Origin of the sequence: Sphingomonas sp. AX6 (assembly GCF_902506605.1) — a bacterium.
Classification (GTDB): Bacteria; Pseudomonadota; Alphaproteobacteria; order Sphingomonadales; family Sphingomonadaceae; genus Sphingomonas.
On sequence record NZ_LR733979.1, the window covers coordinates 1,154,753 to 1,180,126 of the forward strand.

At 64.5% G+C, this 25,374-nt stretch carries 28 protein-coding genes; 16 read left to right on the top strand and 12 right to left on the bottom strand.

Annotated elements, in window-relative coordinates:
• Window positions 1-247: 247 nt before the first annotated feature.
• The 5 genes from ENHY17A_RS05665 to ENHY17A_RS05685 all read left to right on the top strand — a co-directional run bounded on the left by ENHY17A_RS05665 (window position 248) and on the right by ENHY17A_RS05685 (window position 3,845).
• Complete coding sequence (locus ENHY17A_RS05665) at window positions 248-1,456, top strand: trans-sulfuration enzyme family protein (RefSeq protein ID WP_159710864.1); 1,209 nt, start codon at window positions 248-250, stop codon at window positions 1,454-1,456.
• Complete coding sequence (gene apaG / locus ENHY17A_RS05670) at window positions 1,453-1,851, top strand: Co2+/Mg2+ efflux protein ApaG (protein ID WP_159710866.1); 399 nt, start codon at window positions 1,453-1,455, stop codon at window positions 1,849-1,851. The genes ENHY17A_RS05665 and apaG overlap by 4 nt, the downstream gene beginning before the upstream one ends.
• Before the next feature lie 121 nt (window positions 1,852-1,972).
• Window positions 1,973-2,767, top strand: a complete 795-nt coding sequence (locus ENHY17A_RS05675) for a LysR family transcriptional regulator (protein ID WP_159710868.1) — start codon at window positions 1,973-1,975, stop codon at window positions 2,765-2,767.
• On the top strand, window positions 2,764-3,312 hold the full coding sequence (locus ENHY17A_RS05680) for a GNAT family N-acetyltransferase (protein ID WP_159710870.1): 549 nt from the start codon (window positions 2,764-2,766) through the stop codon (window positions 3,310-3,312). Before ENHY17A_RS05675 ends, ENHY17A_RS05680 begins: the two co-directional genes overlap by 4 nt.
• A gap of 65 nt (window positions 3,313-3,377) precedes the next feature.
• Window positions 3,378-3,845, top strand: a complete 468-nt coding sequence (locus tag ENHY17A_RS05685) for a YkgB family protein (RefSeq protein WP_159710872.1) — start codon at window positions 3,378-3,380, stop codon at window positions 3,843-3,845.
• A gap of 4 nt (window positions 3,846-3,849) precedes the next feature.
• Here the strand turns inward: ENHY17A_RS05685 and ENHY17A_RS05690 are convergent, their stop codons facing one another.
• Both ENHY17A_RS05690 and parE read right to left on the bottom strand, forming a co-directional pair.
• Complete coding sequence (locus tag ENHY17A_RS05690) at window positions 3,850-5,136, bottom strand: serine hydrolase (protein WP_159710874.1); 1,287 nt, start codon at window positions 5,134-5,136, stop codon at window positions 3,850-3,852.
• A 13-nt stretch (window positions 5,137-5,149) separates the two neighbouring features.
• Window positions 5,150-7,129, bottom strand: coding sequence for a DNA topoisomerase IV subunit B (gene parE, locus ENHY17A_RS05695; protein WP_159710876.1), 1,980 nt, complete (start codon window positions 7,127-7,129; stop codon window positions 5,150-5,152).
• Window positions 7,130-7,295: 166 nt separating this feature from the next.
• On the opposite strand from parE, the gene ENHY17A_RS05700 reads away from it, so the two are divergent.
• Window positions 7,296-8,141 (top strand): outer membrane protein, encoded by an 846-nt coding sequence (locus ENHY17A_RS05700; protein WP_328799129.1) that lies wholly within the window; start codon window positions 7,296-7,298, stop codon window positions 8,139-8,141.
• A gap of 77 nt (window positions 8,142-8,218) precedes the next feature.
• Here the strand turns inward: ENHY17A_RS05700 and ENHY17A_RS05705 are convergent, their stop codons facing one another.
• From ENHY17A_RS05705 to ENHY17A_RS05715, 3 genes are all read right to left on the bottom strand, one after another.
• The gene (locus tag ENHY17A_RS05705) at window positions 8,219-9,871 is read right to left on the bottom strand and encodes a TadG family pilus assembly protein (protein ID WP_159710878.1); all 1,653 of its coding nucleotides are present in this window, start codon (window positions 9,869-9,871) and stop codon (window positions 8,219-8,221) included.
• Complete coding sequence (locus tag ENHY17A_RS05710; RefSeq protein ID WP_159710880.1) at window positions 9,868-10,296, bottom strand: TadE/TadG family type IV pilus assembly protein; 429 nt, start codon at window positions 10,294-10,296, stop codon at window positions 9,868-9,870. The genes ENHY17A_RS05705 and ENHY17A_RS05710 overlap by 4 nt, the downstream gene beginning before the upstream one ends.
• Window positions 10,297-10,578: 282 nt before the next feature.
• Window positions 10,579-11,319, bottom strand: a complete 741-nt coding sequence (locus ENHY17A_RS05715; RefSeq protein ID WP_159710882.1) for a GcrA family cell cycle regulator — start codon at window positions 11,317-11,319, stop codon at window positions 10,579-10,581.
• Window positions 11,320-11,390: 71 nt separating this feature from the next.
• Between ENHY17A_RS05715 and ENHY17A_RS05720 the strand changes: the two genes are divergently transcribed.
• From ENHY17A_RS05720 to queE, 8 genes are all read left to right on the top strand, one after another.
• The gene (locus tag ENHY17A_RS05720) at window positions 11,391-12,236 is read left to right on the top strand and encodes an ABC transporter permease (RefSeq protein WP_159710884.1); all 846 of its coding nucleotides are present in this window, start codon (window positions 11,391-11,393) and stop codon (window positions 12,234-12,236) included.
• Between the two features lie 101 nt (window positions 12,237-12,337).
• Window positions 12,338-12,814, top strand: coding sequence for a hypothetical protein (locus ENHY17A_RS05725; protein ID WP_159710886.1), 477 nt, complete (start codon window positions 12,338-12,340; stop codon window positions 12,812-12,814).
• Between the two features lie 133 nt (window positions 12,815-12,947).
• On the top strand, window positions 12,948-14,144 hold the full coding sequence (locus tag ENHY17A_RS05730) for an aspartate aminotransferase family protein (RefSeq protein ID WP_159710888.1): 1,197 nt from the start codon (window positions 12,948-12,950) through the stop codon (window positions 14,142-14,144).
• Window positions 14,145-14,301: 157 nt separating this feature from the next.
• A complete protein-coding gene (gene argF / locus ENHY17A_RS05735; RefSeq protein WP_159710890.1) occupies window positions 14,302-15,225 on the top strand; it encodes an ornithine carbamoyltransferase in 924 nt (307 codons plus the stop codon).
• Window positions 15,226-15,344: 119 nt separating this feature from the next.
• A complete protein-coding gene (hslO, locus tag ENHY17A_RS05740; protein WP_159714200.1) occupies window positions 15,345-16,274 on the top strand; it encodes an Hsp33 family molecular chaperone HslO in 930 nt (309 codons plus the stop codon).
• 219 nt (window positions 16,275-16,493) lie between these two features.
• Window positions 16,494-16,910 (top strand): DUF3617 domain-containing protein, encoded by a 417-nt coding sequence (locus tag ENHY17A_RS05745; RefSeq protein WP_159710892.1) that lies wholly within the window; start codon window positions 16,494-16,496, stop codon window positions 16,908-16,910.
• 170 nt (window positions 16,911-17,080) lie between these two features.
• Complete coding sequence (gene queC, locus ENHY17A_RS05750) at window positions 17,081-17,770, top strand: 7-cyano-7-deazaguanine synthase QueC (protein WP_159710893.1); 690 nt, start codon at window positions 17,081-17,083, stop codon at window positions 17,768-17,770.
• Window positions 17,767-18,399 carry a 7-carboxy-7-deazaguanine synthase gene (queE, locus tag ENHY17A_RS05755; protein ID WP_159710894.1) on the top strand — a complete coding sequence of 211 codons (633 nt, stop codon included), beginning with the start codon at window positions 17,767-17,769 and terminating at the stop codon, window positions 18,397-18,399. Before queC ends, queE begins: the two co-directional genes overlap by 4 nt.
• 121 nt (window positions 18,400-18,520) lie before the next feature.
• Here queE and ENHY17A_RS05760 read toward each other — a convergent pair whose 3' ends face one another.
• The 3 genes from ENHY17A_RS05760 to lipB form a co-directional block, all read right to left on the bottom strand.
• A complete protein-coding gene (locus ENHY17A_RS05760; RefSeq protein ID WP_159710895.1) occupies window positions 18,521-19,192 on the bottom strand; it encodes a hypothetical protein in 672 nt (223 codons plus the stop codon).
• A gap of 206 nt (window positions 19,193-19,398) precedes the next feature.
• Window positions 19,399-19,668 carry a hypothetical protein gene (locus tag ENHY17A_RS05765; protein WP_159710896.1) on the bottom strand — a complete coding sequence of 90 codons (270 nt, stop codon included), beginning with the start codon at window positions 19,666-19,668 and terminating at the stop codon, window positions 19,399-19,401.
• Between the two features lie 95 nt (window positions 19,669-19,763).
• Window positions 19,764-20,435, bottom strand: coding sequence for a lipoyl(octanoyl) transferase LipB (lipB, locus tag ENHY17A_RS05770; protein WP_159710897.1), 672 nt, complete (start codon window positions 20,433-20,435; stop codon window positions 19,764-19,766).
• A 52-nt stretch (window positions 20,436-20,487) separates the two neighbouring features.
• On the opposite strand from lipB, the gene ENHY17A_RS05775 reads away from it, so the two are divergent.
• Window positions 20,488-21,339 carry a hypothetical protein gene (locus ENHY17A_RS05775; RefSeq protein ID WP_236547765.1) on the top strand — a complete coding sequence of 284 codons (852 nt, stop codon included), beginning with the start codon at window positions 20,488-20,490 and terminating at the stop codon, window positions 21,337-21,339.
• Between the two features lie 14 nt (window positions 21,340-21,353).
• Entirely contained in the window at window positions 21,354-22,064 is a 711-nt protein-coding gene (locus ENHY17A_RS05780) for a hypothetical protein (protein ID WP_159710899.1), read from the top strand.
• On the opposite strand, the gene ENHY17A_RS05785 is transcribed toward ENHY17A_RS05780, so the two are convergent.
• The 4 genes from ENHY17A_RS05785 to purE all read right to left on the bottom strand — a co-directional run bounded on the left by ENHY17A_RS05785 (window position 22,028) and on the right by purE (window position 25,157).
• A complete protein-coding gene (locus ENHY17A_RS05785; RefSeq protein ID WP_159710900.1) occupies window positions 22,028-22,627 on the bottom strand; it encodes a GNAT family N-acetyltransferase in 600 nt (199 codons plus the stop codon). The genes ENHY17A_RS05780 and ENHY17A_RS05785 overlap by 37 nt on opposite strands.
• Before the next feature lie 97 nt (window positions 22,628-22,724).
• A complete protein-coding gene (gene hemF, locus ENHY17A_RS05790; RefSeq protein ID WP_159710901.1) occupies window positions 22,725-23,567 on the bottom strand; it encodes an oxygen-dependent coproporphyrinogen oxidase in 843 nt (280 codons plus the stop codon).
• A gap of 25 nt (window positions 23,568-23,592) precedes the next feature.
• Window positions 23,593-24,654: a 5-(carboxyamino)imidazole ribonucleotide synthase gene (locus ENHY17A_RS05795; RefSeq protein ID WP_159714203.1), complete on the bottom strand. Its 1,062-nt coding sequence runs from the start codon at window positions 24,652-24,654 to the stop codon at window positions 23,593-23,595.
• Between the two features lie 17 nt (window positions 24,655-24,671).
• A complete protein-coding gene (gene purE, locus ENHY17A_RS05800) occupies window positions 24,672-25,157 on the bottom strand; it encodes a 5-(carboxyamino)imidazole ribonucleotide mutase (RefSeq protein WP_159710902.1) in 486 nt (161 codons plus the stop codon).
• Window positions 25,158-25,374 lie beyond the last annotated feature (217 nt).

Genomic DNA, 25,374 nt, shown 5'->3' on the forward strand with positions numbered 1-25,374 from the left:
CGTAGCGGGGAGAGGTGAGGGATGCCAGTGGGGCACGTCTGGTTCGATTCCCAATATCCCGTTCGTTTCGAGCGAAGTCGAGAAACGCCCACACACGCTGTCGTCACGTTTCTCGACTGCGCTCGAAACAAACGGGGAGGGGGGAAAGATCGGGGCGAACATCGGTGTGTGGGTCGGCACCGTCTTTCCCAGCCCCAACCCTCTCTTTTGTTGACCGCACCCCGCCTTCCCCGGCAAAGCGGCGCGCATGAAGAGGTTCACTGGTCAAGACCGCTCGATCACGTCGAAATGGCGCCCCGCGACGCAAGCCGTGCGCGGGGGCACTGCGCGGTCGGAATTTGGCGAGACGTCCGAGGCTTTGTTCCTCACCTCTGGCTATGCGTACGACTGCGCGGGCGACGCGGCGGCGCGCTTTGCGGGCGAGCAAGCGGGCATGACCTATTCGCGGTTGCAGAACCCGACGGTCGAAATGCTCGAACAGCGGATCGCGTTGCTCGAAGGGGCAGAGGCGTGCCGCGCGACCGCGTCCGGCATGGCGGCAATGACCGCGGCGTTGCTGTGCCAGTTGCAGGCGGGCGACCATGTCGTCGCGGGCCGCGCGCTGTTCGGATCGTGCCGCTGGCTGACCGACACGCTGCTCCCCAAATTCGGGATCGAGACGACGATCGTCGATGCGCGCGTTGCCGACCGGTTCGCCGATGCGTCGAAGGCGAACACCAAGCTGTGGTTCTTCGAAACCCCCGCCAATCCGACGATGGATGTGGTCGATCTGAAGGCGGTGTGCGGCCTCGCGCGCGAGCGCGGGATCGTCAGCGTCGTCGATAATGCGTTCGCGACGCCCGCGCTTCAGCGACCGATGGAATTCGGCGCGGACGTTGTGGCCTACTCAGCGACTAAGATGATGGACGGCCAAGGCCGCGTGCTGGCGGGCGCGGTGTGCGGGACCGAGGATTTCATCACCAACACGTTGCTGCCCTTCACCCGCAACACCGGCCCGACGCTTTCGGCGTTCAACGCCTGGGTGGTGCTCAAGGGGCTGGAGACGCTGGACCTGCGTATCCGCAAGCAATCGGAAAACGCGCTGGAAGTCGGGCGCTTCCTCGAAGCGCGCGTGCCGCGCATCAACCATCCCGGTTTGCCGAGCCACCCGCAGCACACTCTGGCGATGGCGCAGATGGACATGACCGGCCCGATCTTCTCGTTCGAGGTGGATGGCGGCCGCCAACAGGCGCACGCGCTGCTCGACGCCCTCGCGCTCATCGACATTTCGAACAATATCGGCGATTCTCGCTCGCTGATGACTCATCCTGCATCCACCACCCATTCGAGCGTCGCCGAGGAAAAGCGGCTGGAAATGGGTGTGACCGAAGGAATGCTGCGGCTGAACGTCGGGCTGGAAGATCCCATCGACCTGATCGAAGACCTCGACCAGGCGCTGACGGCGGCGGGGCTGTGAAATCGCTGTTTTCCGAAGTGGCGACCACGCGCGGCATCACCGTCCGCGTCTCGGTCAGCTTTCTGCCCGAACAGTCCGAACCGGGGATGGGGCGCTGGTTCTGGGCCTATCACATCCGCATCGAGAATGAGGGGGATCAGGCGGTGCAATTGCTGACCCGCCATTGGGTCATCACCGACGGACGCGGATCGCGCCATACGGTCGAGGGCGAAGGCGTCGTCGGCGAACAGCCGATGATCATGCCCGATGGCAGCTTCGATTACGTGTCGGGATGCCCGCTCTCGACGCCTGCGGGATCGATGCAGGGCAGCTATCAGATGCTGGCCGAGGATGGCGAGGTGTTCGCGGTAGATATTCCCAAGTTCCAGTTGGTCGCACCGGCGGTGGCGCAATGAGAACAATCGACCAAACAAATCCGTTCGTTTCGAGCGAAGTCGAGAAACGTGGGCTGGGCGCTCGCAAGCGTTTCTCGACTTCGCTCGAAACGAACGGGGTTGGTAGGGTGGGACCAAAAGAATGAAACGCACGCACCTTCCCCTGAACGGCCTGCGGGTGCTCGATGCCGCCGCGCGCCACCTGTCCTTCACGCGCGCTGCCGACGAATTGGCGGTGACCCCCGCCGCCGTAGGCCAGCAGGTCCGCGCGCTGGAGGATACGCTGGGCGTCGTCCTGTTCCGCCGCACCACCAAGGGGCTGGAACTAACCCCCGAAGGCGAGGCCGGGCTGATCGCGCTCCGCACCGCATTCCTGCAATTCGAGGAAGCCGTGCGCGCGATGCAGGCGGGGCAATCGTCCAAATCGTTGACCATCGCCGCACCGCGCGACCTGACCAACAAATGGCTGATGCCGCGCCTGTCGAAAATCGCGGCGGGCGACGGCGAATTGCGGTTTCAGTTGATCGCCGCCGACGATGCCAGCGTCGATTTCACCGAAGCCAATCTCGACCTCGCCATCCGCTGGGGCGAGGGGCCGGGCGAGCATGAAGGCGAAGCGCTCGAATCCGACGGCATGGTGAAGGTCGCGGCACCCGGTGGTGGCCTCGATCAGGTGATCGCTTGGCCCGGCTGCGACGTGACCGAGGGGCAGGCGCTGGTGCGCGTCGCTGATGCCGGCCTCGCGATCGATGCGGCGGCGGCGGGGCTGGGGTGCGCGAGCGTCCCCGAATTGCTGGCGCGCGCGGATATCGAGGCGGGCCGCGTGGTCGTGATCGGCGAGCCTGCGGCGTCGCGGCTGGGGTATTGGCTGGTCGCGCCGCTCCCGCAATGGCGCCAGAAAAAGGTGCAGGCGCTGGTAGAGGCGCTGGGCGAGTGAGGGACACGCCGCGCCTTGAAAGCGCGCGGCTGGTGCTGCGGTTGCTGTCGCCCGACGACGCCGATGCGTTGCACCCGACCTTTGCCGACGAGGCGCTGATGACCTGGTGGTCGTCCGCCGCGCAGAAGGATGTGGAAGAAACCCGCGCCTATCTGGCTCAGGAAGGACGCGCCGATGCCATGCAGTGGCGCGGGTGGGCGATTGTCGAGCGCGGCGAAAGCGATGAAGCGATCGGGTTCGTATCGACCGGCGAACGTCGGGCGGACGTGTCGGAGATCGGCTATATGCTCGCCCGTTCGCATTGGGGACGCGGCATTGCGGCGGAGGCGGTCGGCCGGGTCATCGAGCATCTGTTCGACGCGGAGGGCCAGCGTCGCGTGTTCGCCGACACCGATCCCGACAATCTGGGCTCGCGGGCGTTGCTCGAACGGCTGGGATTCCAACTCGAAGGCACGCTGCGTGGCGAATGGGAAACCCATATCGGCGTGCGCGACAGCGTGATTTACGGCCTGCTGAAGGACGAATGGGCCGCACGACGGCGTTGAGCCTGTAACCTCCCGGTGCTGGCCTGCGAATGGACGTGCCAAGGCAACGATCATCGCAGGTTTTCATGCACCTCTCCCAACTCCCCGTTCCTGCCAATGCGAGCGGGATTGCCGCGCTGCGCTGGGCGCTCGTTTTGATTTTCGTGATGTTCGGCACGGCCAAATTCGCCGCTTACGAGGCGGAAGGCGTAGCGGGGATCGCCACACACTATCCGCTGTTCGCCTGGATGTATCCGCTATGGGGCGTGCAGGGGGCGAGCAATGCGATCGGCATCGTCGAACTCGCCACCGCGCTGATGCTGGCGGCGGGCGCGTGGTCGGTGCGCGCCAGCGTCGTCGGGGCGGCGATGGGATGTGCAACCTTCCTGATCACGCTCAGCTTCATGCTGGGCGCGACGATCTGGGAAGCGGGCTATGGCGCGCCGTTCCTGGGCAGCACGGGCCAATTCCTGATCAAGGACATCGTGCTGCTGGCGGGCTGTTATGCGATCCTGATCGCGTCGCTGCGCCGCGCGGGGTGGGCGCGCGGGTGACGGGTCATTCCTTAGCCGCCTGGGTCAGCACCCGGTTCATCAGCCCGAAGAACCGCGCCTGATCGACCACCGCGTCCGACTGGTGCCAGTTGCCGGTCACCGCGCGCCACTCGCCGCTTTTGGTACGCACCAGATAGCTGGCCGAGATGACGCCCGGCTCCGACCCGCCCTTAAACCCCTGATAGGCGTAACGCGACGCGTCGCCGCCCGGATTGACGGCCAAGATCGCCAGGGCCTGTTCGTCGCCGGTCGTGCGGATCGTATCGAGCACGCGCGCCATGTCGGCTGGCGAGGCAAACCATTCGATCTGGAGCGCCAGCGGCTTGTCGCCGAACAGCGCGGCGTCGAGCGGGGTTGCCTTGACCTTGGGATCGGCCAGCCGCTTGGCGCGCGCCTCAGGGGTCAGCGTCGCCCAATCGGCGACGAGTGCGGCGTTCGAGGGATGCTTGAGTCGGAAAAACTCCTCCGTCGTCAACAGCGGCAGCGACGCGTCCGGGTTTGCCACGCCGCTCTTACGCACCATCGCATCGACATTCGCACGGCCCAACGCGGTCATCAGCGTGTCGGTAGCCGTATTGTCGCTGATCGAAATCATCTGCGTCGCCAGCGTATGCAGTGTCACGGGCGCACCGGCGGGCCAGCTCTGGAGCACGCCGCCAGGCAGCGATCGTTTGCCGATCGGGACCACGTCGGACCAGCGCCGCGTGCCCGCCTTCACTTGCCGCGCAGCCTCCGCCAGCACCCACAGCTTGAAGCCCGATCCCAGTGGGGCGGCACGGTCGCCGTTGAGCTGCGTCACCGCGACCGGCACCGTGCCGCCCAGGCGGTACACGCCGTACCCCGCATTGCCGGGAAGCGCCCGAAAATCGGCTTCGATCTTGGCAGCGCTGTCGCCGCGCATCTCGGTTCCGGTGAACAACAGCCCGACGACGCTGTGGGGCGCATTGGCATCAACACTGATCCGCCCGCGCGCAATCCCGCGTTCGAAGCCAATGACTATCATCGCCTCGTTCGGGCCGAGCGGCGTCACCTGTTCGACGCCGGTCGCCTTGCCCATTGCGGTTGCAAGCTGCTTGCCCAACTCACGAAACTTCGTCTCAGGCACCTGATCGCGAAACCCGGCGGCGAAATAAGCGTCGTAATCGCCGTCGCCGTTAAGGATCGCGGGCAGTTGGTCTAGCCGTTGCTGGAGCGCAGGCGACGACGCGGCCGCGACCGGTGGTGTCTGGGCATTCGCCGCCCCTGCCGACGCGCCCAGCAATGCCAGCGCCACCGCAATGCCTCGGATCATAATTGGCTCCCACTCACGCGTCGATGACGTCCTCGTCCAATCGCGCGGCATTTTCCTGGATGAACTGGAAGCGGTGGGCCGGGTTGGTGCCCATCAGGCGGTCGACCAGATCCTTCACGCCAGCGCGTTCCTCATATTCCTGGGGCAGGGTGATGCGGATCAGGTTGCGGGTTTTGGGGTCCATCGTCGTTTCGCGGAGCTGGCCGGGGTTCATTTCGCCCAGGCCTTTGAAGCGCGAAACCTCCACCTTCTTGCCCTTGAAAGGCCCCGCCTCGATCTCGGCGCGGTGGGCGTCGTCGCGGGCGTAGAGCGACTTGGCAGCGACGGTCAGACGGTAGAGCGGCGGCTGGGCGAGATAGAGATGCCCGCGGCGGACCAGTTCGGGCATTTCCTGGAAGAAGAAGGTCATCAGCAACGTCGCGATGTGCGCGCCGTCGACATCGGCGTCGGTCATGATGATGATGCGGTCGTAGCGCAGCGCGGTTGGGTCGCAATCCTTGCGCGTCCCGCAACCCATCGCCAGCGTCAGGTCGGCGATTTCCTGGTTCGCGCCGATCTTGGCCATCGTCGCCGAGGCGACGTTCAGGATCTTGCCACGGATGGGTAGGATCGCCTGGGTCTTGCGGTCGCGCGCCTGTTTGGCCGATCCGCCCGCGCTGTCGCCCTCGACGATGAAGAGTTCTGTGCCCTCGGTCGCATCGGCGGAACAATCGGTCAGTTTGCCGGGCAGACGCAGCTTGCGCGCGCTGGTGGCGGTCTTGCGTTTGACCTCGCGTTCCTGCTTGCGGCGTAGACGTTCGTCCATGCGCTCAAGCACATAGCCGAGCAGCGCCTTGCCCCGGTCCATATGGTCGGACAGGAAATGGTCGAAATGGTCGCGCACCGCGCGCTCGATCAGCCCGGTGGCCTCGGGGGAGGTCAGGCGATCCTTGGTCTGGCTCTGGAATTGTGGGTCGCGGATAAAGACCGACAGCATCAATTCGCTGCCGACCATCACATCGTCGGCGGTCAGGTCCTTCGCCTTTTTCTGCCCCGTCAATTCGCCGAATGCGCGCAAACCCCGGACCAGCGCCTGTCGCAAGCCCGCCTCGTGGGTACCGCCGTCGGGGGTCGGGATGGTGTTGCAATACCAGCTATAGCTGCCGTCGCTCCATAACGGCCACGCGACGGCCCATTCGACGCGGCCCTGTGAATCCGGAAAATCCTGACGCCCGGCGAAGAATTCCGCGCTGGCACATTCGCGTCCGCCCAATTGCTCCCGCAGATGATCGGCAAGCCCGCCGGGGAACTGAAAAACCGCTTCTGCGGGGGTATCGTCCGAAATAAGCTCGGGCGTACATTTCCAGCGGATTTCGACACCCGCGAACAGATACGCCTTCGACCGCGCGAGCTTGTAGAGACGCGCCGGTTTGAAATGCATTTCGGGGCCGAAAATTTCGGTGTCGGGCGTAAACGCGACGCTGGTCCCCCGCCGGTTGGGGGTGCCGCCCAGATGTTCGAGCGGACCCAGCGTCTGCCCCCGGCTGAAAAGCTGGCGGTACAATTTCTTGTCGCGCGCGACCTCGACCACCGTGTCGCTCGACAATGCATTGACGACGCTGACGCCGACGCCGTGCAGGCCGCCGCTGGTCGCATAGGCCTTGCCCGTGAACTTGCCGCCCGAATGGAGCGTGGAAAGGATTACCTCCAGCGCCGATTTGTCGGGGAACTTGGGATGCGGATCGACCGGGATGCCGCGGCCATTATCGGTAATGGTCAGGCGGTTGCCGGGCTCCAGCGTCACCTCGATCCGGGTGGCGTGGCCCGCGACGGCTTCGTCCATCGCATTGTCGAGCACTTCGGCGGCGAGATGATGCAGCGCTCGCTCGTCGGTGCCGCCGATATACATGCCGGGGCGGCGGCGAACGGGCTCCAACCCTTCGAGCACCTCGATCGACGAAGCGTCGTAGTCACCGGAGGAGGAAGCGGGGGAAGCAGCGAAAAGATCGGACATTACCACCAGCTATATCGCGCCGGATGCGCGCCGCAAATCGGCAATACCGTGGCCGAAATGCCACAATTGATCCCGATCAAACGCGTCAAGGGATCGAATCTGCATCCGCCGACGTTGTGCTCTCGAATCTTCCATCGCGTAACAACAAGTACGGAGACACCCCCCCATGAATATGCGTTCCCTGATGGGCGCCGGTATCGGCGTCCTGGCCCTCGGTGCGGCCCTTCCTGCAGCTGCTCAGGATTCCGACTATAACGACGACTGGACGGGCGTCTATGTCGGCGGTTCGTTCGGCTATGGCGTCCAGAGCAATGACGCCGGTTCGTTCGTGCAGTTCGATACCAATCTCGACGGCGAGTATAACGATACCGTTCGCACGGTGACCGGTGCCAACGCATTCTCGCCTGGCTTCTGCAATGGCCAGTCGCAGGGTGCGACCCGCGCAGCCGGGTGCACCAGCGACAAGGACGGCTTCGAATATTTCGCTCGCGCCGGTTACGACCAGCAGATGGGCAATTTCGTCGTCGGCATCATGGGTGAATTCGGCCGCGCCGAAATCCGCGACAGCCAGACCGCATTCTCGACCACGCCAGCCAATTACGTATTCAACCGCGAGCTTGATTGGCAGGCCAATGTCCGCGGTCGCGCGGGCTATGCCACCAACGGCGCGCTCTTCTATGTCGCAGGCGGTCCGTCCTACGCCAAGATCGACCGTGAATTCACCAGCACCAACGGTGCAAACTCGTTCACCGAATTCGGCGACGACATGCTGTGGGGCGTGAGCGGCGGCGGCGGTGTCGAGGTCAAGGTGACCAGCAACATCACGTTCGGCCTCGAATACATGTATTCGCGCTTCAACGACAATGACGACAACGGCGTTTCGGTCGGTCGCGGCACCGCGCCTGCGACCAACCCCTTCCTGCTCGTCAATGCCAGTGGTACCGACATGCGCCGGACGGACACGAAGTTCGATTACCACGGCATCCGCATGACCGCGGGCCTGCGCTTCTAACGCGTAGCCCCATCATGTAAGTAAATGAAAGGCCGACGGGGCGTACTTCCTGTCGGCCTTTTTCGTGCGCTTTGGGCCTAACCCACCAGCATCGGCTGGCCGCAGCGGACGCCGTTCACCCACACGTCCGCCTGGCCGTACCTGACGCCCAGCGTTCCGGTCGCCAGATTGACCAGTCCATCTAGCGCCGGTGCCGCGACATTCAGCGTCTGGCCGACCGCGGACACCAGCGGACCGGTGGGAACCGGCAATCCCAGAACGCGCGGCGTCAGCGTCGTCGATTGAATCAGGCTGGCGGTCAGTCCCTGTACCGCGGCTCCGCTAGATACCGTCTGAGGCGTCCCGGATCCGATCTGCGCGGCGGAAAAGCTGACACGCTGCCACGGTTCGGCTCCGCCCAGCGCAAGGACGCCGCGCGCCTCGACATCGACCAACAGCGTATCGACCAACCTGGTGCTTTGGATCGTCATCTTGCGCGAAAAATCGTCGAGTCGCCGCGTATCGACTTCGCCCAGCGCGATCGTACCCAGCCCCGGACGCGCGCCCACCTCCACGCGTGCGGTGGCGGGCGTGGGGCAGGTGATTGCGTCGATCCGCGCCTCGGCCTCCGCCAGTTCGACGAACAGGGGCACGTTGACCGCGACGAGCGGGCCCAGTCCGGGAAGCGAGACATTGGCGAGCCGGGTTTCGAGATAGATGCGGATTTGCGCGGTGCGAACGATTGGCTGTCCGCCGTCGCCGATCGCGATCCAGGGGCTCCCCTCGGGACGCTGACCGACCGCCAGCCACGCGCGGGTGTGTGCAAGGCCAGGGATGCCCGCGCCCAGATCGAGCGCGACCTGACGTTCGCCGTTCGATAGCTGGAGCACGCTGGTCAGCAGGGTCAGCGCGTTGACCTTGACCAGCCCCGCCGCCGCCTGGTCCTGACCCCCCATCGGGCCGAGGTCGATCAGTGTCGAAAGATCGACGCTGTTGCCGACCGCCATTCCGGCGGCGATCCTCGCAAGCAGTGCCTGTGCGACCGCATCGTCGATCGCCGCGAGCCCGATTGCTTCCACCAGGTCCGGCATCGCCACGTCGCTGGCGAGAATTCGGTCGTAGCTGCCGAGTTCGAGGTCGGCGGTGCTATTCAGCGCATCGACGAACCCCAGCAAATCGATGTCCGCGTCAGCCAGCGCGTTGTAATCGGCGACCGACAGCGACACGTTCGATCCCGTCAGCGCCGACAGATATTGATTGAGCAACCCGCCCTCCAACGCGGCGAGCCGACTGCCGACCGAGATCGCGGCGAGATCGACTCGCGCGGCACGCGCATGGCGCCCGATCGCAACATCGCTGCGCCCAAAGATACGCGCCAGGAACGTCGGTGATTGGGTGGACAGCGTCACTTGAACAGCGTTTGCCGGCGTTGCACCGGGGGTGAAGCGATCGGCGCTGGCGATGCTCGGATCGGCGACATAGCGGCCCGGCATGGCCACGACCGCGAAGTCGCGATCCCACCCCGCCTCCGCGACCAGCGCGTCGGCGTGCGATTGGGCGGACGGAAGGTCGGCCGCGGCGGCCAGCGCGGCAGCATCCGCCAGCCCCTGCAACCGCCGGGTCTCTAACTGCACCGATCCGATATCGACCGCCAGCGCTCCGGCCCCGATCAGCATCGGCATGGCCAGCGCGATCAGCGGACCGATACCGCCATGCCGGTCATGCCCCAGCCGTGCGATCCGGCCGCTCATGTCCCGCTGCCGATCCGGACAACCGCCCGTCGCTGGATCAGCGTGTCGGGCACGGGGAGCAGTGGGCTGCTCAGCAACGCGATGCCGCTGGCGTCGTGACGGACGGTGACGGTCAGCAGCGTGTCGGATTCGACGATTTCGCTCTGTGTCAGCGACGGATCCAATGATCCGGCGCGTGCGGACGCCGCAATGCTGTCGCGGGCGATGGCGACGCGCTCGGTGCGGTTCAGCCCGCCCAGCGTCGCGCGCGCAGCATCGTTGGCGGCCTGCTGAACCTCATGCGCGACCAGGAAATACTGGCCGTAGGCGAGGATGCCGATGATGAGGACAAGCAGCAGCGGCAGCGCCAGCGCGAATTCGACGAGCGCCGCACCGCGTTGATCGCGGAATGTGGCGGTGGGCCAACGGGAAATGCGCTTTGCCATAGCGCCGATGATGACGCGCCGGGGTTAGCGGCGCGGAAGCGGCTGTCGGCGGACGGTTACGCGAATTGCGTCGTGGAATTGGGGTGGTGGCGGCTTTGATTCGCCAAAACGGATGCAATTCTACGTGGATCGCAGATTCGGGGCCCGGCGGCGTCATTTCTCGGGGGGAGGGGCGCTGAGTCTGCTCGCCCCAAATGCCGTACTCCGGCGAAAGCCGGAGTGTTGGCAATGATGCGCTTCCGCTGGCCAGCACTCCGGCTTTCGCCGGAGTACGGCACGCAACTATCGAACCCGTGGACCACCATAGGGCAGCGGCGGCGGGGGACGGCGATCGCGGCGCGGCAGTTGCGCCTGATAGGCATGGCCGCAATGATCGACGCAATAAGGGAAGCCGGGGTTCACCGGCTTGCCACAGAAATGGAAATCGGGCTCGCCCGGATGGCCCAGCGGCCATTTGCAGATGCGGTCGTTCAGGTCGAGCAGGCTGGTCTTGCCCGCAATATCGGCCGAAGGCTTTGCGGGCACCAGGCGCCGGGGCGGGGCCGGGGTCGCAGGCGGGGCCTGATCACCCGGGTTCTGGCGCACGAAACCGCCGGGGCCGACCGATCGCAGGATCGGGCCAGCGGGCTTTTTGACGGGCGCGTCAACCGTGTCGTCATCGTCCTGATCGTCGATGTCAGGGTCGGGCGCAGGAGGCGCAGGCTGGGCTGCGACCGGCTGGGGACGCGGGGCTGGTGCCGGTGCGGCAGGTGCCGGACGTTCGGCGGGCGCGGGCGCCGCGACTTTTGCCGCGGACGGCGGCGGAGACGATGTTTCGGCCGGCTTGGCGGTTTTCGCCGCTGCTTTGGCCTTTGGCTCTCCGGCCTTTACCGGCGACGGTCGCGATTGCAGGCCCAGGCGATGCGCCTTGCCGATCACCGCGTTGCGGCTGATGCCGCCCAGTTGTTCGGCAATCTGGCTGGCGGTGTTGCCCGATTCCCACATCTTGCGCAGCGTATCGATCCGCTCGTCGGTCCAGCTCATAGTGTTCCTCTAGTCCAGCGATGCCTATGCCGGGTTGCGGTTGGGCCGCTGTCGCCCTACGCGACGAACCCATGACCGACCAGCCCAAACACGGCGAAATCAGATTTGGCCAACCCGGCGATCCGGTGATTCGGAACGTCAATTGGGGTGGCCTGAAGACCCTCTATATCAAGGAGGTGCGCCGCTTCTTCAAGGTCCAGCTCCAGACCGTATGGGCACCCGCCGTCACCACGCTGCTTTTTCTGGTCATATTCTCGGTCGCACTGGGCGGCGGTGGTCGCACCGTGACGCTGGAGGGGCAGGCGTATCGCTTCGCCGATTTCATCGCACCGGGGCTGATCATGATGGGAATGCTGCAAAATGCGTTCGCCAATGCCAGCTTCTCGCTGCTCGTCGGAAAGATCCAGGGCACGATCGTCGATTATCTGATGCCGCCGCTATCGACTGCCGAATTGCTGGCGGGCCTAGTCGGAGGCGCGGTGACGCGGGCGTTTCTGGTCGGCGGCGCGGTTTGGCTGGCGATGGCGCTGTGGCCGGGCGTAGACGTGACACCGGTGCATCTGTGGGCGATCCTGTGGTTCGGGCTGCTCGGCTCGCTGTTCCTCGCGTTGCTCGGTGTCCTCACTTCCATTTGGGCGGAGAAATTCGATCATGCCGCGGCGGTCACCAATTTCGTCGTCGCCCCGCTCGCGCTATTGTCAGGCACCTTCTATTCGGTCGAGCGGCTGTCGCCCTTGTTTCAGGCAATCAGCCATGCCAATCCCTTTTTCTACGTGATTTCCGGCTTCCGCTACGGGTTCCTGGGCGCGGCGGACTCGCCGATCCTGGTCGGCAGCGTGGTCATTCTGGGCGTCAACATCGTGCTCGGCCTGACCTGCTACACGCTGCTCCGGCGCGGCTGGAACATTAAAAACTGACGCTGCCCAAGCGCGTGAACGCCGGCTGACGACTGCATTCAGCTTCGCCACACGCGAACAGGCGCACGCCATCGCTTCTCATTCTTGAGGAGGATTGGGCTATGCGTAAGATGATGATTGCACTGATGGCGGCCAGCACCGCCTTTGCAGTGGCACCCGCAGCCGCACAGGATTGGCGTGGCGGCGGATATGAGAATGATCGTCGCGGACCCGGATATAATCAGGGGGCGCGTCAGCAGCTTGAGCGGGTGCGCATGGAAATCGACCGCGCGACCCAGCGCGGACGACTGGATCGCCGCGAGGCCGGTTATTTCCAGCAGCAACTGCGTCAGCTTTATCAGCTCGACGCCCGGTATCGTCGCGGCGGATACGACCGCAACGAACAGCGCGACCTTCAACAGCGTATCGGCCAATTGTCTCAGCGCGTGCGCTATGCCGCCAACGGCAATGGCGGAGGGTGGCGCAATGACGACCGGCGCGACGATGGACGCTGGAATCGTAACGACCGGGACGATCGTGGCGACCGTTACGAACGCCGCGACCGCGACGACGATCGCTGGGACGATGACGACGATTGACGGCGAAGCGTTGACCTTGGCGTCCCCGCGGCGCTAGATCGACACCGAATGCAACAGGCGGTCTGTTCGGGCCGCCTGTTCGCGTTTTCGGAGATTTTTGCGCATCTTTCGCCTCAATTCAGGAGTGACCCCGATGACCATCACCGCCCTCATGCCCGTTTATCCACGGTGCGATGTGCGGCCGGTGCGCGGGGAGGGGTGCTATCTGATCGGCGAGCGCGGCGAGCGCTATCTGGATTTTGCCAGCGGCATCGCGGTCAATTGCCTGGGCCATGCCCACCCGCATCTGACCAAGGCGATCGCCGATCAGGCCGCGACGCTGATGCACGTCTCGAACCTATACGGTAGCCCGCAGGGTGAGGCGTTCGCCCAGCGGCTGGTGGACAATTCTTTCGCCGACACTGTGTTCCTGACCAATTCGGGTGCCGAAGCGGTGGAATGCGCGATCAAGACTGCGCGGCGCTATCACCACGCGAACGGCAATCCCCAGCGGCACAAGTTGATCACGTTCAACAACGCCTTTCACGGTCGCACGATCGGCACGATCTCGGCGACCAATCAGGACAAGTTGCGCGACGGGTTCGAGCCATTATTGCCCGGCTTCGCCTATGCGCCGTTCGACGATCTGGACGCCGCGCTGGCGCTGATCGACGACAATACTGCAGGCTTCCTGGTCGAACCCATCCAGGGCGAAGGCGGCATCCGCCCCGCGTCGCAGGCGTTTTTGCAAGGATTGCGCGACGCGTGCGACAAGCACGGCCTGCTGCTGGTCCTCGACGAAGTGCAATGCGGTTACGGGCGGACGGGGACGCTATTCGCGCACGAGCAATATGGGATCAAGCCGGACATCGTCGCGGCGGCGAAGGGCATCGGCGGCGGCTTCCCGCTCGGCGCGTGCCTCGCGACCGAAGAAGCCGCAAAGGGCATGGTCGCGGGTACGCATGGTTCGACCTATGGCGGCGGGCCGCTCGCCTGCGCGGCGGGGCAAGCGGTGCTCGACGTGATGCTTGAGGACGGATTCTTCGATTCCGTGAAGGCGAGCGGCGAGCGGCTGCGCGCGGGCCTCGAACAGATGATTCCCAATCACGATCATTTGTTCGACAGCGTGCGGGGCATGGGGCTGATGCTGGGGCTCAAGCTGAAGGACACGGCGGTATCGCGCGATTTCGTCGCGCATTGCCGCGATCATCACGGGCTGCTGCTGGTCGCTGCCGGCGATAACGTCGTCCGCATCCTGCCGCCTTTGGTGATCGAGGAAAGCCATATCGCCGAGGCGATCGAAAAACTGAGCGACGCCGCGCGGGTCTATGTCCCCGTTAGTGATGACTAGAACGTAGTGAACTCGGCAGAATTGTCATTGCGAGCGCAGCGAAGCAATCCAGGGTGTCGCGAACGCTTCGGACTGGATTGCTTCGCTGCGCTCGCAATGACGATCCGGGAATACTCAAACCCCTGCCCTGTACGGACCGGATGACTAGGAATTGCCCATGACCATTCGCCATTTCCTGAACCTGTCTGACGCCGGACCCGACGGCATCGCCGCGATCCTTCACGATGCGATCGACCGCAAGGCCGCGCGCAAGGGCTTTCCCAAGGGCAAGCCCGACGCGGACGCGCCGCTGGCGGGACACGCGCTGGCGATGGTGTTCGAGAAGAACTCCACCCGCACGCGTGTCAGCTTCGACATGGCGATCCGCCAGCTTGGCGGCGCATCGATCGTGCTCGACGCGGGCACCATGCAACTCGGGCGCGGCGAGACAGTAGCCGACACCGCGCGGGTGCTGTCGGGCTATGCCGACGCGATCATGATCCGTACCGACGATCACGCAAAGGTCGTGGAAATGGCGGAATATGCCTCCGTCCCCGTCATCAACGGCCTGACCGACGACAGCCATCCGTGCCAGATCGTCGCCGACCTGCTGACCGTGATCGAAAGCGGCAAATCGCTCCCCGGCCTGAAATGGGCATGGCTGGGCGATGGCAACAACGTCCTGCATTCGATCGTCGAGGCAGGCGGGTTGATGCAGTTCGACGTCTTCGCTGCCTGTCCCGAGGGCTATGATCCCGACCCCGCCTTCATGGCAAAGGGCGGCAATCGCGCGGTGCTGACTCGCGATCCCATCGAAGCCGTTCGTGATGCCGATGTCGTCGTCACCGACACCTGGATTTCGATGGGCCAGGACCATGCCGACGCCAAGCTCGCCGCGATGATGTCCTATCAGGTGACCGAAGCGCTGATGGCGCACGCAAAGCCCGACGCGGTGTTCCTCCACTGCCTGCCCGCACATCGCGGTGAGGAGGTGGTGGAATCGGTGATCGATGGCCCGCAATCGTTGATCTGGGCGGAAGCCGAAAACCGTCTGCACGCACAGAAATCGATCCTGCGCTGGTGCCTGGGCCAGATCGGCTGAACCAACCGCGCAAGATTGTAAGGCGCGCGCACGCTTCCTAAATCCGTCGTGCCAGCGCAGGCTGGCATCTCATGCCACCTGCCGCGCGCTTGCGGCCTGATATCCCGGCCTTTGCCGGGATGACGGGATTTTTCGATTTGACCGACATCACCGCCCCCGACCTCGACCGGGTCACCGCCTTCACCATCCCCGATCGCCATGCCCGCGGGCGCGTCGCACGGTTGGGGCCAGCGCTGGGCGAAATCCTCGACGCGCACGCCTATCCCCCCGCGATCGAGCAATTGCTGGCCGAATCGCTGACGCTGACGGCGTTGCTCGGCGCGACGCTCAAGGACAATAAGGGCCAGTTGACGCTTCAGGCGCAAACGACCGGCGGCATCGTATCGCTGATGGTCTGCGACTATCAGGACGGGGCATTGCGTGGTTACCTGCAATATGACGTCGACCGGTTGAGCGAGGCACCTGCGGAGCCCAGCCTCTACGCGCTGTTCGGCACCGGGCATCTGGCGATCACCTTCGACCTCGGCACCAGCGGCGAACGCTATCAGGGCGTGGTCGCATTGGACGGCGCGACGATCGCGGAGGCGGCGGAGAATTATTTCGCCCAGTCCGAACAGATCCCGACCCTGATCCGGTTGGGCACCCACCGCGACGCCGATGGCGCGCTGATCGCGGGCGGCCTGTTCCTACAACACATGCCCGAAGGCGAGGAAGGCCGCGAGCGGCTCCACACCCGCGAGCATCACCCCGAATGGGAGCATGTCGAGGCGTTGGGTGCGACGATGGGCGCTGACGAACTCGCCGACCCCGCGCTGACGCTGGAGACGATCGTGTGGCGGCTGTTCAACGAGGAACGCGAGGTGCGCGTCCAGGACGGTATCGCGCTGTCCAAGGGCTGTCGCTGCGACGTCGATTATATCCGCCAGGTGCTCGCCAAATTCCCGGTCGAAGAACGCCGCGAAATGGCCGAGGCCGACGGCATGATCCACGTCGATTGCGCGTTCTGTGCGAAGAAGTTTCCGGTGCCCGTGGAAAGTGCGGACGCCTAAAGGGCCGAGCCCATCACCAATCGTCATTGCGAGCGCAGCGAAGCAATCCAGCGCCAGCGCGTGCCACCGCTGGATTGCTTCGCTGCGCTCGCAATGACGAGGGGAGGATTCGCACCTACGGGATTGCACAGCCCAAACCGTCTTCCCACATGACGGATCAGGCGTTGGCCGGACGATGGGGCCGTCCGGGCATGCGAACATGCTTGGGGAGATCGAGCGATGATTAGCGGGCGAATGGCGCGCGCGACTGCGGCTGTGCTGCTGGCGACCGGAATGCTGGTGGCGACGACGGCGCGCGCCGATGCGCCGCAAACCTCGGTGCTGGCGACGATCGAGCCGGGTCAGTGGCAACTCCACGATACCGGCGACAACGCGCGCCGCAATCTGTGCGTGCGCGACCCCCGCGCGTTGCTTCAGCTCGGCCATGCCGACACCGCGCAATGTTCGCGGTTCGTTGTCGCGCAGTCCCCGCGTGAATTGACGGTGCATTATACCTGCCCCGGCGCGGGGCACGGACGCACCACGATCGGCCTCGTCACCCCGCGTTCGATCAAGCTCGAAACGCAAGGGATCGCGGGCGGACTGCCCTTTCAGCATAATTATGCCGCGCGGCGCACGGGTGCCTGTGGGCAATGACTCGTGCGCGTTAATCCGATCTTTACCGGCGCGGGATTAGAAGGAGCCTGTGTTTCCCACCCGGTGGGTGCGACAGCTCCCCTGTCTGACAGGGTTTTTCCCAAGCCTTTTCAGGGCCGCTCTCAGAGCGGCCCTTTCTTTTGCCGGTCGTGTCGATTAGGCGCGCGCCGATGACCAATGCCCAGCCTCTAGCCGTCGTCCTCGTCTCGGGCGGCCTCGATTCGATGGTCGCCGCAGCACTTGCCAAGGAAGCGGGCTATCGCCTGCTTGCGCTGTCGGTCGATTATAATCAGCGCCATCAGGTCGAACTCGCCGCCGCGCGCCGGATCGCCCACGAACTCGGCGCAGAGCGGCACATCGTCATGCCGATGGACCTGTCGGCATTCGGTGGGTCTGCGCTGACCGCCGATATCGATGTGCCAAAGGACGGCGTTCAGCCGGGCATCCCGGTGACCTATGTGCCCGCGCGCAACACGATCTTTCTCAGCCTCGCGCTCGGTTGGGCCGAAGCCGCTGGCGCGCGTGATCTGTTCATCGGCGTCAACGCGCTCGATTATTCGGGCTATCCCGATTGCCGTCCCGAATTCATCGCCGGGTTCGAGCATCTCGCCGATCTCGCGACCAAGGCGGGGGTGGAGGGCGAGCCGTTCAAGATTCACGCGCCGCTCCAGCATATGACCAAGGCGGATATCGCGAAGGAATCCGTGCGGCTGGGCCTCGATGCCGGGCTGTCCTGGTCCTGTTACGACCCCGCGCCCGGCGGCGTGCATTGCGGACTGTGCGACAGTTGCCGCCTGCGTCACAAGGGGTTCGAGGAAGCGGGACTGCCCGATCCGACCCGCTATGCCGTGATCGTATGAGCTACGCGGTCAAGGAAGTGTTCCTGACGCTGCAAGGCGAAGGCGCGAATGCGGGCGCGCGCGCGGTGTTCGTGCGCTTTGCCGGATGCAATTTGTGGACCGGGCGCGAGGCCGATCGCGCGAGCGCGGTGTGCAAATTTTGCGATACCGATTTCGTCGGGATGGACGGCACCGGGGGCGGACGCTTTGGCGATGCCAATGCGCTGGCCGATGCGGTGGCGGCGGAATGGGGCGAGGGGGCGGACAATCGCTTCGTCGTTTTGACTGGCGGCGAACCGATGCTTCAGGTCGATACGGCCTTGGTCGACGCGCTACACGCACACGGTTTTCGCATCGCGATCGAGACCAACGGGACGCTAGCGGTCGAACCGGGTATCGACTGGGTATGCGTCAGTCCGAAGGCGGGGAGCCGTGTCGTCCAGACCAGTGGCGACGAATTGAAGCTGGTGTGGCCGCAACCTGGCAGCGATGTCGATGCGATCGAGCGATGGGACTTCGCCAATTTCCTGATCCAGCCGATGGACGATGCGCGCGGAGAGGAAAATGTTCGCGCCGCAGTCGATTTTGCGATGGCGCGACCGAAATGGCGGCTGACGCTCCAGACCCACAAGATGCTGGGGTTGCGCTAAAGGGACTGATCCCATCTTGGTGCTCCTGCGAAAGCAGGAGCGTTGGCCACCGGCGGTTCGCTAAAAGCCAGGGCTCCTGCTTTCGCAGGAACACATCCGTCGGCTCAACGCGTCGGACCTCCTACCCAGCGTAGAATTTCCCGCAGCGGCGTTCCTGCCACACGTTCCGGCGCCAGCAGCGCTCGTTCCCGAACTCGCGCAACACCGGCATCGGCGCGGGATAGCGGAACAGGAATTGCTGCTCGCCCCAAGGCACCAGGCTGTTGCGGAGTTCGCGCATATGGTTGTGGGCGACGTCGTTCAGCCCACCGGCGGGCGCGAACAACGTGGCATAGCCGACCCTGCCCGCGGTTTCGCAGAACGGATATTGCGCCGCGACCACCGAGAAGCCCGACCACACGCGAGAGAAATACTGGTCGAGCGCCGTCTGGCCGGGGCGGCCCTTGCCCAGCGTCCGGTTGAAATAATTGTGCAGCGTCGCGTGGGTGCGATCGAGTTCAGGGTCGTGGTTCTTGAGCAATGCGTTGTAATTGCTCACCAGCCTTAGCGTCGGTTCGAAATCGCACTGGAGCGCGGCCAGGTTCATCGCCGCGCGCAGGTTCCACACCAGTGCCGCGCTCAATTCCTCGGGGGTTGCGCCGGGCAATTCCGCGCTGACCATGCCGGGTTCGGCACCCGTCACGCGCGGGCCGCTGACATCGGCGGATTTGAAGAAGAACTGGGCCTGTGCGGGCACGGCCCCAAAGAACAGGACGGCGGCGATCCCCACCGTCATCAGACGCAACACGTTCATAATTCCCCTCGCCACAACACGCGCTTTTCGAACTCGAACCTATGGTTAAGCCCTTTTGACTCCGGCCCCAAGCCCCTTTTTGCGCGTCCGCGAAACGACCTTCGCGGTCACGCCCAAGCAAAAGGGCCGCCCGGTCGCCCGGACGGCCCTCTAACCGATCATGAAACGATCGACAGCCGCACCGCGAACCCGCGATGCCGACACGATTACATCGTGTCGTTGCTCATCATCGTGTCGTTCATCATCATGTCGTTCGACATCGTGTCGTTCATCATCATCATGTCGTTGCCCATGGCACCGTCGACGATGGTCATGTTGTCGGTCATCGTGCCGTCGAGCATCGGATCGGTGGTGTTCAGATCGACAACGGTCGTGTTTTCGGTCGTGGTTTCGGTGGTGTCGCCACATGCTGCAACGAGCAGTGCCGCGCTGGCGATCATCGAACCGGTAACTGCCTTGGAAATAAATGCGCGCATAAAAAGCTCCCTAGATAATATGATCTGGACGGTGGTTTGGACCTATCCCCAAATCGAAGCGGACAGTAATCGCTTACGGCCTCGCCCTCAAGTGGTCAAAAACGTGTCGGTTTCTCGACATATTCGAGGAACGTCGGCATGCTCAACGCAAGAGCCGCGTCAAAGGTTGCAGGCGTCACCATTTTGCCGAGGGCGGCGGCGCTGGTAACCGGGAATTCGGCAAGCCCGCACGGCACGATTCCGCCGAAATCATTGAGGTTTGGCGACAGATTGACCGAAAAGCCGTGCATCGTCACCCAACGCTTCACCCGCACCCCAATCGCGCCGATCTTTGCCTCCATGCCGCCATCCTTGGTCCAAATCCCAATCCGGTCCGGCACCGCATAGGCATGAATGCCGACTTCTGAGAGCGCCGCGATTACCCAGGATTCGAGCGCATGGACATAAGCGCGCACATCGCGGCCCCGCTCGGCCAAATCGAGCATGACATAGCCGATCCGCTGTCCCGGCCCATGATAGGTGTAACGCCCGCCGCGTCCGCTCTTGAAGACCGGAAAGCGCGGATCGATCAACTCACGCACGTCGGCCGACGTGCCCGCGGTGTAAAGTGGGGGGTGTTCGAGCAGCCAGACCAGCTCGGGCGCGCCGGAATCGCGGATCGCGGCGGCGCGCGCCTCCATCGCCTCCATGGCGGTCGGATAGTCGACCGCGGCGGGCGCTAGGCGCCATTCGATCGAATCCGGAACAAGTGACGGGTCGGTGGCCATTGGCAAGTCGTGGGCTCGCAGCTACGAGTGAAGCGTTAGGGTCCAACTGAGCATGGAGGGGCATGTGGTCAAGATGGGGGCGGTCTGGGACCGCACGACGAAATTCCTGCGCGCCAACAGCGGCGCGGTGTTGACGATCTCGGCATTGGCGATTTTCCTGCCGACCGTGGTGGGCACCGTGCTTCAGGCGGCGCTGGCAGGCGACGATCCGACATCGACGAGCGCGGCGGGCGGGATCGTCAGCCTGATCACGACGATCATATCGATGCTGGGCCAGATTGCGCTGGTGGCGTTGGCGATCGACGCGACCTTGGGCACGAGCGGAGCGTTTTCGGTGGCCGGACGGCGATTGCTGCCGGTAATCGGGGTGTCGATCCTGGTCAGCCTCATTTTCCTGCTGCTATTCCTGCCGTTCATCGTCATTCTGTTCGGATCAGGCGTTGACTGGGCCGCACTTCAGGCGGGCGATGCGTCGGCAATGCCCGAAATGGCGGGCGGTATGGGACTGTTCCTGGGTCTCTACACAGTGGTGTTGATCCCGGTCATCTTTTGGCTGGCCGCGCGCTTTTCGGTGATCATGCCGGTGGTCGTGTGGGAACGCCTCGGCGTCGGGGCGATCGGACGTACCTTTCGCCTGACCAAGGGCTATGCGCTCAAGATCGTCGGTGTGTTCATCCTGTTCCTGATCGTGTTCATCGTCGCGGGTCTCGCCATCGGTGGCGTATTCGGCGCGATCTTCGCGCTCACGACCGATGGGGTTCAGGGACTCACCGTCGGGGGCATATTGATGGCGATCATCATGGGCCTGCTGACGGTGGTTTTCACCGTGATCTACACCGTGTTCCTGACCAAGCTCTATAAGAGCCTGATCGAGGAAACCGAGCCTGCTGCGGTGTTCGAATGAGGCGTAATCCGTAAATGAGAATCGACCCGGCGAGTGCGCTCGCCGAAGCCGTCGCCCGTTACAAACTGGAACGCCCCGCGCTGCACGCAGTCGCGGGGCTGTTCTTCTTCGTGCCCGCGCTGGCGTTGCTGTTCTTCGTCGAAAACGGTCCGCCGACGGAAGGGGAGACGGTCACCGACGCCTTGCGAGCAATGCTGATCGACAATTGGCCGTGGCTGCTGGGCGTGCAGTTGCTCGAGCTGTTCGGGTCGGTCTGGCTCTATGCCTGGTTGCTCGGGCACGACAAGCCGGTACTGGGGCAGGCGCTACGCCGCGCGGTCGCGCTGTTTCCAATGTTCCTGATCGCATCGGTGCTGATCGGCATGCTGACCTTTGCCGGGCTGCTGTTCTTCCTCGCGCCCGGTTTCTACGTCATCGGACGGACCTTTCTGGTCGCGCCGGTTCTGATTGCCGAGCCCGGAACGACGGCGATCAAGGCGTTCGAGGAATCGATCCGCCGGACGCAGGGCATGGGCTGGATGCTGTTCGTCGTCGCCGCCGCGATCTGGCTGACCGGGCAGTTCCCCAATCTGCTGTTGCGCCCGTTGGAAGCACCGCTGGGGATGGCGGGGACGGTATTAATCGACGGTGCCGCGGCGCTGGCCGGTGCAGCAGTGACGTTGCTGATCCTGTTGGTAAAGGTCGTCGTCTATCGCCGCACGGCGGGGTCGAAGCGCGGGACGTGAGGCGCTGAATCGCGCGGCAGATGGGCGGTCAGCCGCGGATCGGCGAACGTCTCTATCGAACGCGCGAACGGCATGAAGCCGTGACGGATGTAGAAGCCAAGCGCGCGCGGATGGTCGAGCGTGCAGGTGTGAACCCACATCCGCGTCACGCCGCGTCGCCATCCCAAGCCGAGCGCGTTGGCCATCAGCCACCCGCCATGCCCCTTGCCCGCCAGTTCGGGCACGACCGCGAGATAGGATAGTTCGCACGCGCCGCTTTCCCGGAAATCGAGTTCGAGCATCCCCAGTTCGACGCCCGCGCGGTCTATCATCGCATAAACTTCGACCAGCGGATCATCGAGAATTGCGCGGAGTTGCGTAGCGGGCATTACGAGGCGCGAGAACCACAGCCACGGCGCGCCAACGCGGGTGAACAGCGTGCGATACCGGTCGCTGTCGGGGTTATGCCAGCGTTTGAGCATATACGGACTTGGGGGCAGCGGACGAGCGGGCGGGCGCTGGGTCATTTCCAACGCGGTGACGATGGTGGCGACATGACCGCCGGGGACGGGGGTCAAACTCACCTCAACGCCGTCATCCCAGCGGAAGCTGGGACATCAGGCGATGGAGTGCGCGCCTGCCGCACGATATCCCAGCCTGCGCTGGGATGACGGACCGAGCTCACCCCCATGTCGCGACCGGGGGCAGGCTCATCAGAATCGCGTCGATATTGCCGCCGGTCTTCAGTCCGAACAACGTGCCCCGGTCATAGACCAGGTTGAACTCGGCATAGCGTCCGCGCCACTCAAGCTGCTTCGCCTTGTCGGCATCGGTGAACGCCATTCCCATCCGTCGCCGCACCAATGCCGGATAAATGTCGAGGAACGCGCGCCCGACATCCTGGGTAAAGGCGAAATCGGCGTCCCAGTCGCCATCGAGATGATCGTAGAAGATTCCGCCGACGCCGCGGTGGACCTGACGGTGCGGGATGTAGAAATAATCGTCCGCCCATTGTTTGAACCGCGGATAATGCGCCGGGTCGTGCGCGTCGCACGCGGCCTTCATCCGCGCGTGGAAATCCGCGGTATCCTCGTCATAGGGCAAAGGCGGGTTCAGGTCCGCGCCACCGCCGAACCAGCGTTTGGTGGTGACCAGGAAGCGCGTGTTCATGTGTACCGCGGGTGCGTGCGGATTGGCCAGATGCGCGACCAGGCTGATCCCGGTCGCGAAGAAGCGGGGGTCTTCGCCGGCGCCATGGATCGATTTGGCGAAGTCGCCCTCGAACGTGCCGCCGACGGTGGAAACGTTGACCCCGACCTTCTCGAACACGCGCCCCTTCATGACGCCGCGCACGCCCCCGCCGCCGGGTTCGCCCGACGGATCGACACGGTCCCATGGGGAGTAATCGAACGCGGCGTCGGACCCGGCCTCGCGTTCGATCGCCTCGAACTCGGCGCAGATCAGGTCACGCAAGGTTTCGAACCAGGTACGGGCGGCGGATTGCTGGGGGTCGAGGGGCTGCATGGCCGCAGGCTTTAGCGGTGCGGCGTCAGTCGCGCCAGACGCGCGTCACATGCCCCATCTTGCGCCCGTCGCGCACCTCGCGCTTGCCATAGAGGTGGAGGTGGGCGGCCGGATCGGCCAGAATCGCCGCCCAGTCGTCGGCGTCGGTACCGATCAGATTGGTCATCTCGACCTTTTGCCCGGTGATCGTCGTGGGGCCAAGCGGCAGGCCGCAAATCGCGCGGATGTGGTTTTCGAATTGCGAAGTCGCAGCACCCTCGATCGTCCAATGCCCCGAATTGTGAACGCGCGGGGCCATTTCGTTGAACACCGGCCCGTCGCGTCCGGCAAAGAATTCGCACGCCAGCACGCCGACATGGCCCAGCGCCTCGGCGATCCGCCCCGCAAGTGCCGCCGCCTCGGTCCACTGCGACGCGATCTCGGCTGGCGCAGGCACGGTAGAGGTCGCCAGGATGCCGCCGACATGGACGTTATGCGGCGGCGGATAATGAGTGATCGCGCCGTCCGCGCCGCGTGCCAACACGATCGAAAATTCGTGGCTAAAATCGACGAACGCCTCCAGCACCGCTGGCGCGCCGTTCAACGCCCCCCACGCGGCATCGGCATCGGCGGGGGATTTGAGGCGCGATTGCCCCTTGCCGTCATAACCAAATCGGGTGGTCTTCAGGATCGCAGGACAGCCCACGCTTTCGATCGCAGCATCCAGCTCGGCGCGGCTCGACACCGCGGCCCAGCGCGCGGGCCGGCCACCGAGCCCTTCGACGAAGCGCTTTTCCTCAATCCGGTCCTGCGCGACACGCAACGATGCGGCAGACGGGCGGACCGGTGCGCCGGTAATCGCGGCGATCGGGTCGGCCGGCAGATTTTCGAATTCATAGGTGACGACATCGACTTCCGCCGCAAAGCGTGCGAGCGCTTGCGGATCGTCGTAATCGGCTTGCGTGAACGCCCCGCTCGCATCGTTGGCGGGGCCGGATGCGGGGGCGTAGATGTGCGTGCGATAACCGAGCTGTACGGCGGCGACCGCCATCATCCGGCCGAGCTGCCCTGCACCGATGATCCCGATCGTCGATCCGGGCGGCAGCATCTTCGCCTCTGCCTGCGTCATTGCGGATCGGTCGCGACGCTGGCGGTCTGGTTCGCGCGCCATTCGTCGAGCTTGGCGGCGAGCGCGTCGTCGGACACCGCAAGGATCGATATCGCCAGAAGCCCGGCATTGATCGCGCCCGCCTTGCCGATTGCCAGCGTGCCGACAGGGATACCGCCGGGCATCTGGGCGATCGATAACAGGCTGTCCATGCCCTTCAATGCATTGGATTCGACCGGCACGCCCAGCACGGGCAACCGGGTCATGCTCGCGGCCATGCCGGGCAGGTGCGCCGCCCCGCCTGCGCCCGCGATGATGACCTTCAACCCCCGATCGACCGCACTTTCGGCATAATCGACCAGGCGGCGGGGGGTGCGGTGCGCGGAGACGACCTTGGTTTCATGCGCCACACCGAATGCGCTCAGCACGTCGGCGGCGTTGCTCATCGTCTCCCAATCGGACGTGCTGCCCATGATGATGCCGACGACGGGAGGCTGGGTCATTCGCAGGTTTTTCCGTGGTTGCGCGGAAAGGGAAGGCGGGTGTTAGAGCCGCGTGCGGGGCGGTGCAACCGGGAAGTCCGGGTGGGCCGGGGGGAGGTGAGCCTTCACCACCTCACCACCCCGTTTGTCCTGAGTAGTCACTGAGCGAAGCCGAAGTGGAGGATCGAAGGACAGCCCCGCTTGGATGATCCTTCGATACGAGCCTTCGACTTCGCTC

Bases quoted from the DNA above. Each gene is read 5' to 3' on its own strand.
- ENHY17A_RS05665 (WP_159710864.1), top strand. From the start codon at position 248: ATGAAGAGGTTCACTGGTCAAGACCGCTCGATCACGTCGAAATGGCGC.
- ENHY17A_RS05675 (WP_159710868.1), top strand. From the start codon at position 1,973: ATGAAACGCACGCACCTTCCCCTGAACGGCCTGCGGGTGCTCGATGCC.
- ENHY17A_RS05685 (WP_159710872.1), top strand. From the start codon at position 3,378: ATGCACCTCTCCCAACTCCCCGTTCCTGCCAATGCGAGCGGGATTGCC.
- ENHY17A_RS05690 (WP_159710874.1), bottom strand. From the start codon at position 5,136: ATGATCCGAGGCATTGCGGTGGCGCTGGCATTGCTGGGCGCGTCGGCA.
- parE (WP_159710876.1), bottom strand. From the start codon at position 7,129: ATGTCCGATCTTTTCGCTGCTTCCCCCGCTTCCTCCTCCGGTGACTAC.
- ENHY17A_RS05700 (WP_328799129.1), top strand. From the start codon at position 7,296: ATGAATATGCGTTCCCTGATGGGCGCCGGTATCGGCGTCCTGGCCCTC.
- ENHY17A_RS05705 (WP_159710878.1), bottom strand. From the start codon at position 9,871: ATGAGCGGCCGGATCGCACGGCTGGGGCATGACCGGCATGGCGGTATC.
- ENHY17A_RS05710 (WP_159710880.1), bottom strand. From the start codon at position 10,296: ATGGCAAAGCGCATTTCCCGTTGGCCCACCGCCACATTCCGCGATCAA.
- ENHY17A_RS05715 (WP_159710882.1), bottom strand. From the start codon at position 11,319: ATGAGCTGGACCGACGAGCGGATCGATACGCTGCGCAAGATGTGGGAA.
- ENHY17A_RS05720 (WP_159710884.1), top strand. From the start codon at position 11,391: ATGACCGACCAGCCCAAACACGGCGAAATCAGATTTGGCCAACCCGGC.
- ENHY17A_RS05725 (WP_159710886.1), top strand. From the start codon at position 12,338: ATGCGTAAGATGATGATTGCACTGATGGCGGCCAGCACCGCCTTTGCA.
- ENHY17A_RS05730 (WP_159710888.1), top strand. From the start codon at position 12,948: ATGACCATCACCGCCCTCATGCCCGTTTATCCACGGTGCGATGTGCGG.
- argF (WP_159710890.1), top strand. From the start codon at position 14,302: ATGACCATTCGCCATTTCCTGAACCTGTCTGACGCCGGACCCGACGGC.
- hslO (WP_159714200.1), top strand. From the start codon at position 15,345: ATGACGGGATTTTTCGATTTGACCGACATCACCGCCCCCGACCTCGAC.
- ENHY17A_RS05745 (WP_159710892.1), top strand. From the start codon at position 16,494: ATGATTAGCGGGCGAATGGCGCGCGCGACTGCGGCTGTGCTGCTGGCG.
- queC (WP_159710893.1), top strand. From the start codon at position 17,081: ATGACCAATGCCCAGCCTCTAGCCGTCGTCCTCGTCTCGGGCGGCCTC.
- queE (WP_159710894.1), top strand. From the start codon at position 17,767: ATGAGCTACGCGGTCAAGGAAGTGTTCCTGACGCTGCAAGGCGAAGGC.
- ENHY17A_RS05760 (WP_159710895.1), bottom strand. From the start codon at position 19,192: ATGAACGTGTTGCGTCTGATGACGGTGGGGATCGCCGCCGTCCTGTTC.
- ENHY17A_RS05765 (WP_159710896.1), bottom strand. From the start codon at position 19,668: ATGCGCGCATTTATTTCCAAGGCAGTTACCGGTTCGATGATCGCCAGC.
- lipB (WP_159710897.1), bottom strand. From the start codon at position 20,435: ATGGCCACCGACCCGTCACTTGTTCCGGATTCGATCGAATGGCGCCTA.
- ENHY17A_RS05775 (WP_236547765.1), top strand. From the start codon at position 20,488: ATGGAGGGGCATGTGGTCAAGATGGGGGCGGTCTGGGACCGCACGACG.
- ENHY17A_RS05780 (WP_159710899.1), top strand. From the start codon at position 21,354: ATGAGAATCGACCCGGCGAGTGCGCTCGCCGAAGCCGTCGCCCGTTAC.
- hemF (WP_159710901.1), bottom strand. From the start codon at position 23,567: ATGCAGCCCCTCGACCCCCAGCAATCCGCCGCCCGTACCTGGTTCGAA.
- ENHY17A_RS05795 (WP_159714203.1), bottom strand. From the start codon at position 24,654: ATGCTGCCGCCCGGATCGACGATCGGGATCATCGGTGCAGGGCAGCTC.
- purE (WP_159710902.1), bottom strand. From the start codon at position 25,157: ATGACCCAGCCTCCCGTCGTCGGCATCATCATGGGCAGCACGTCCGAT.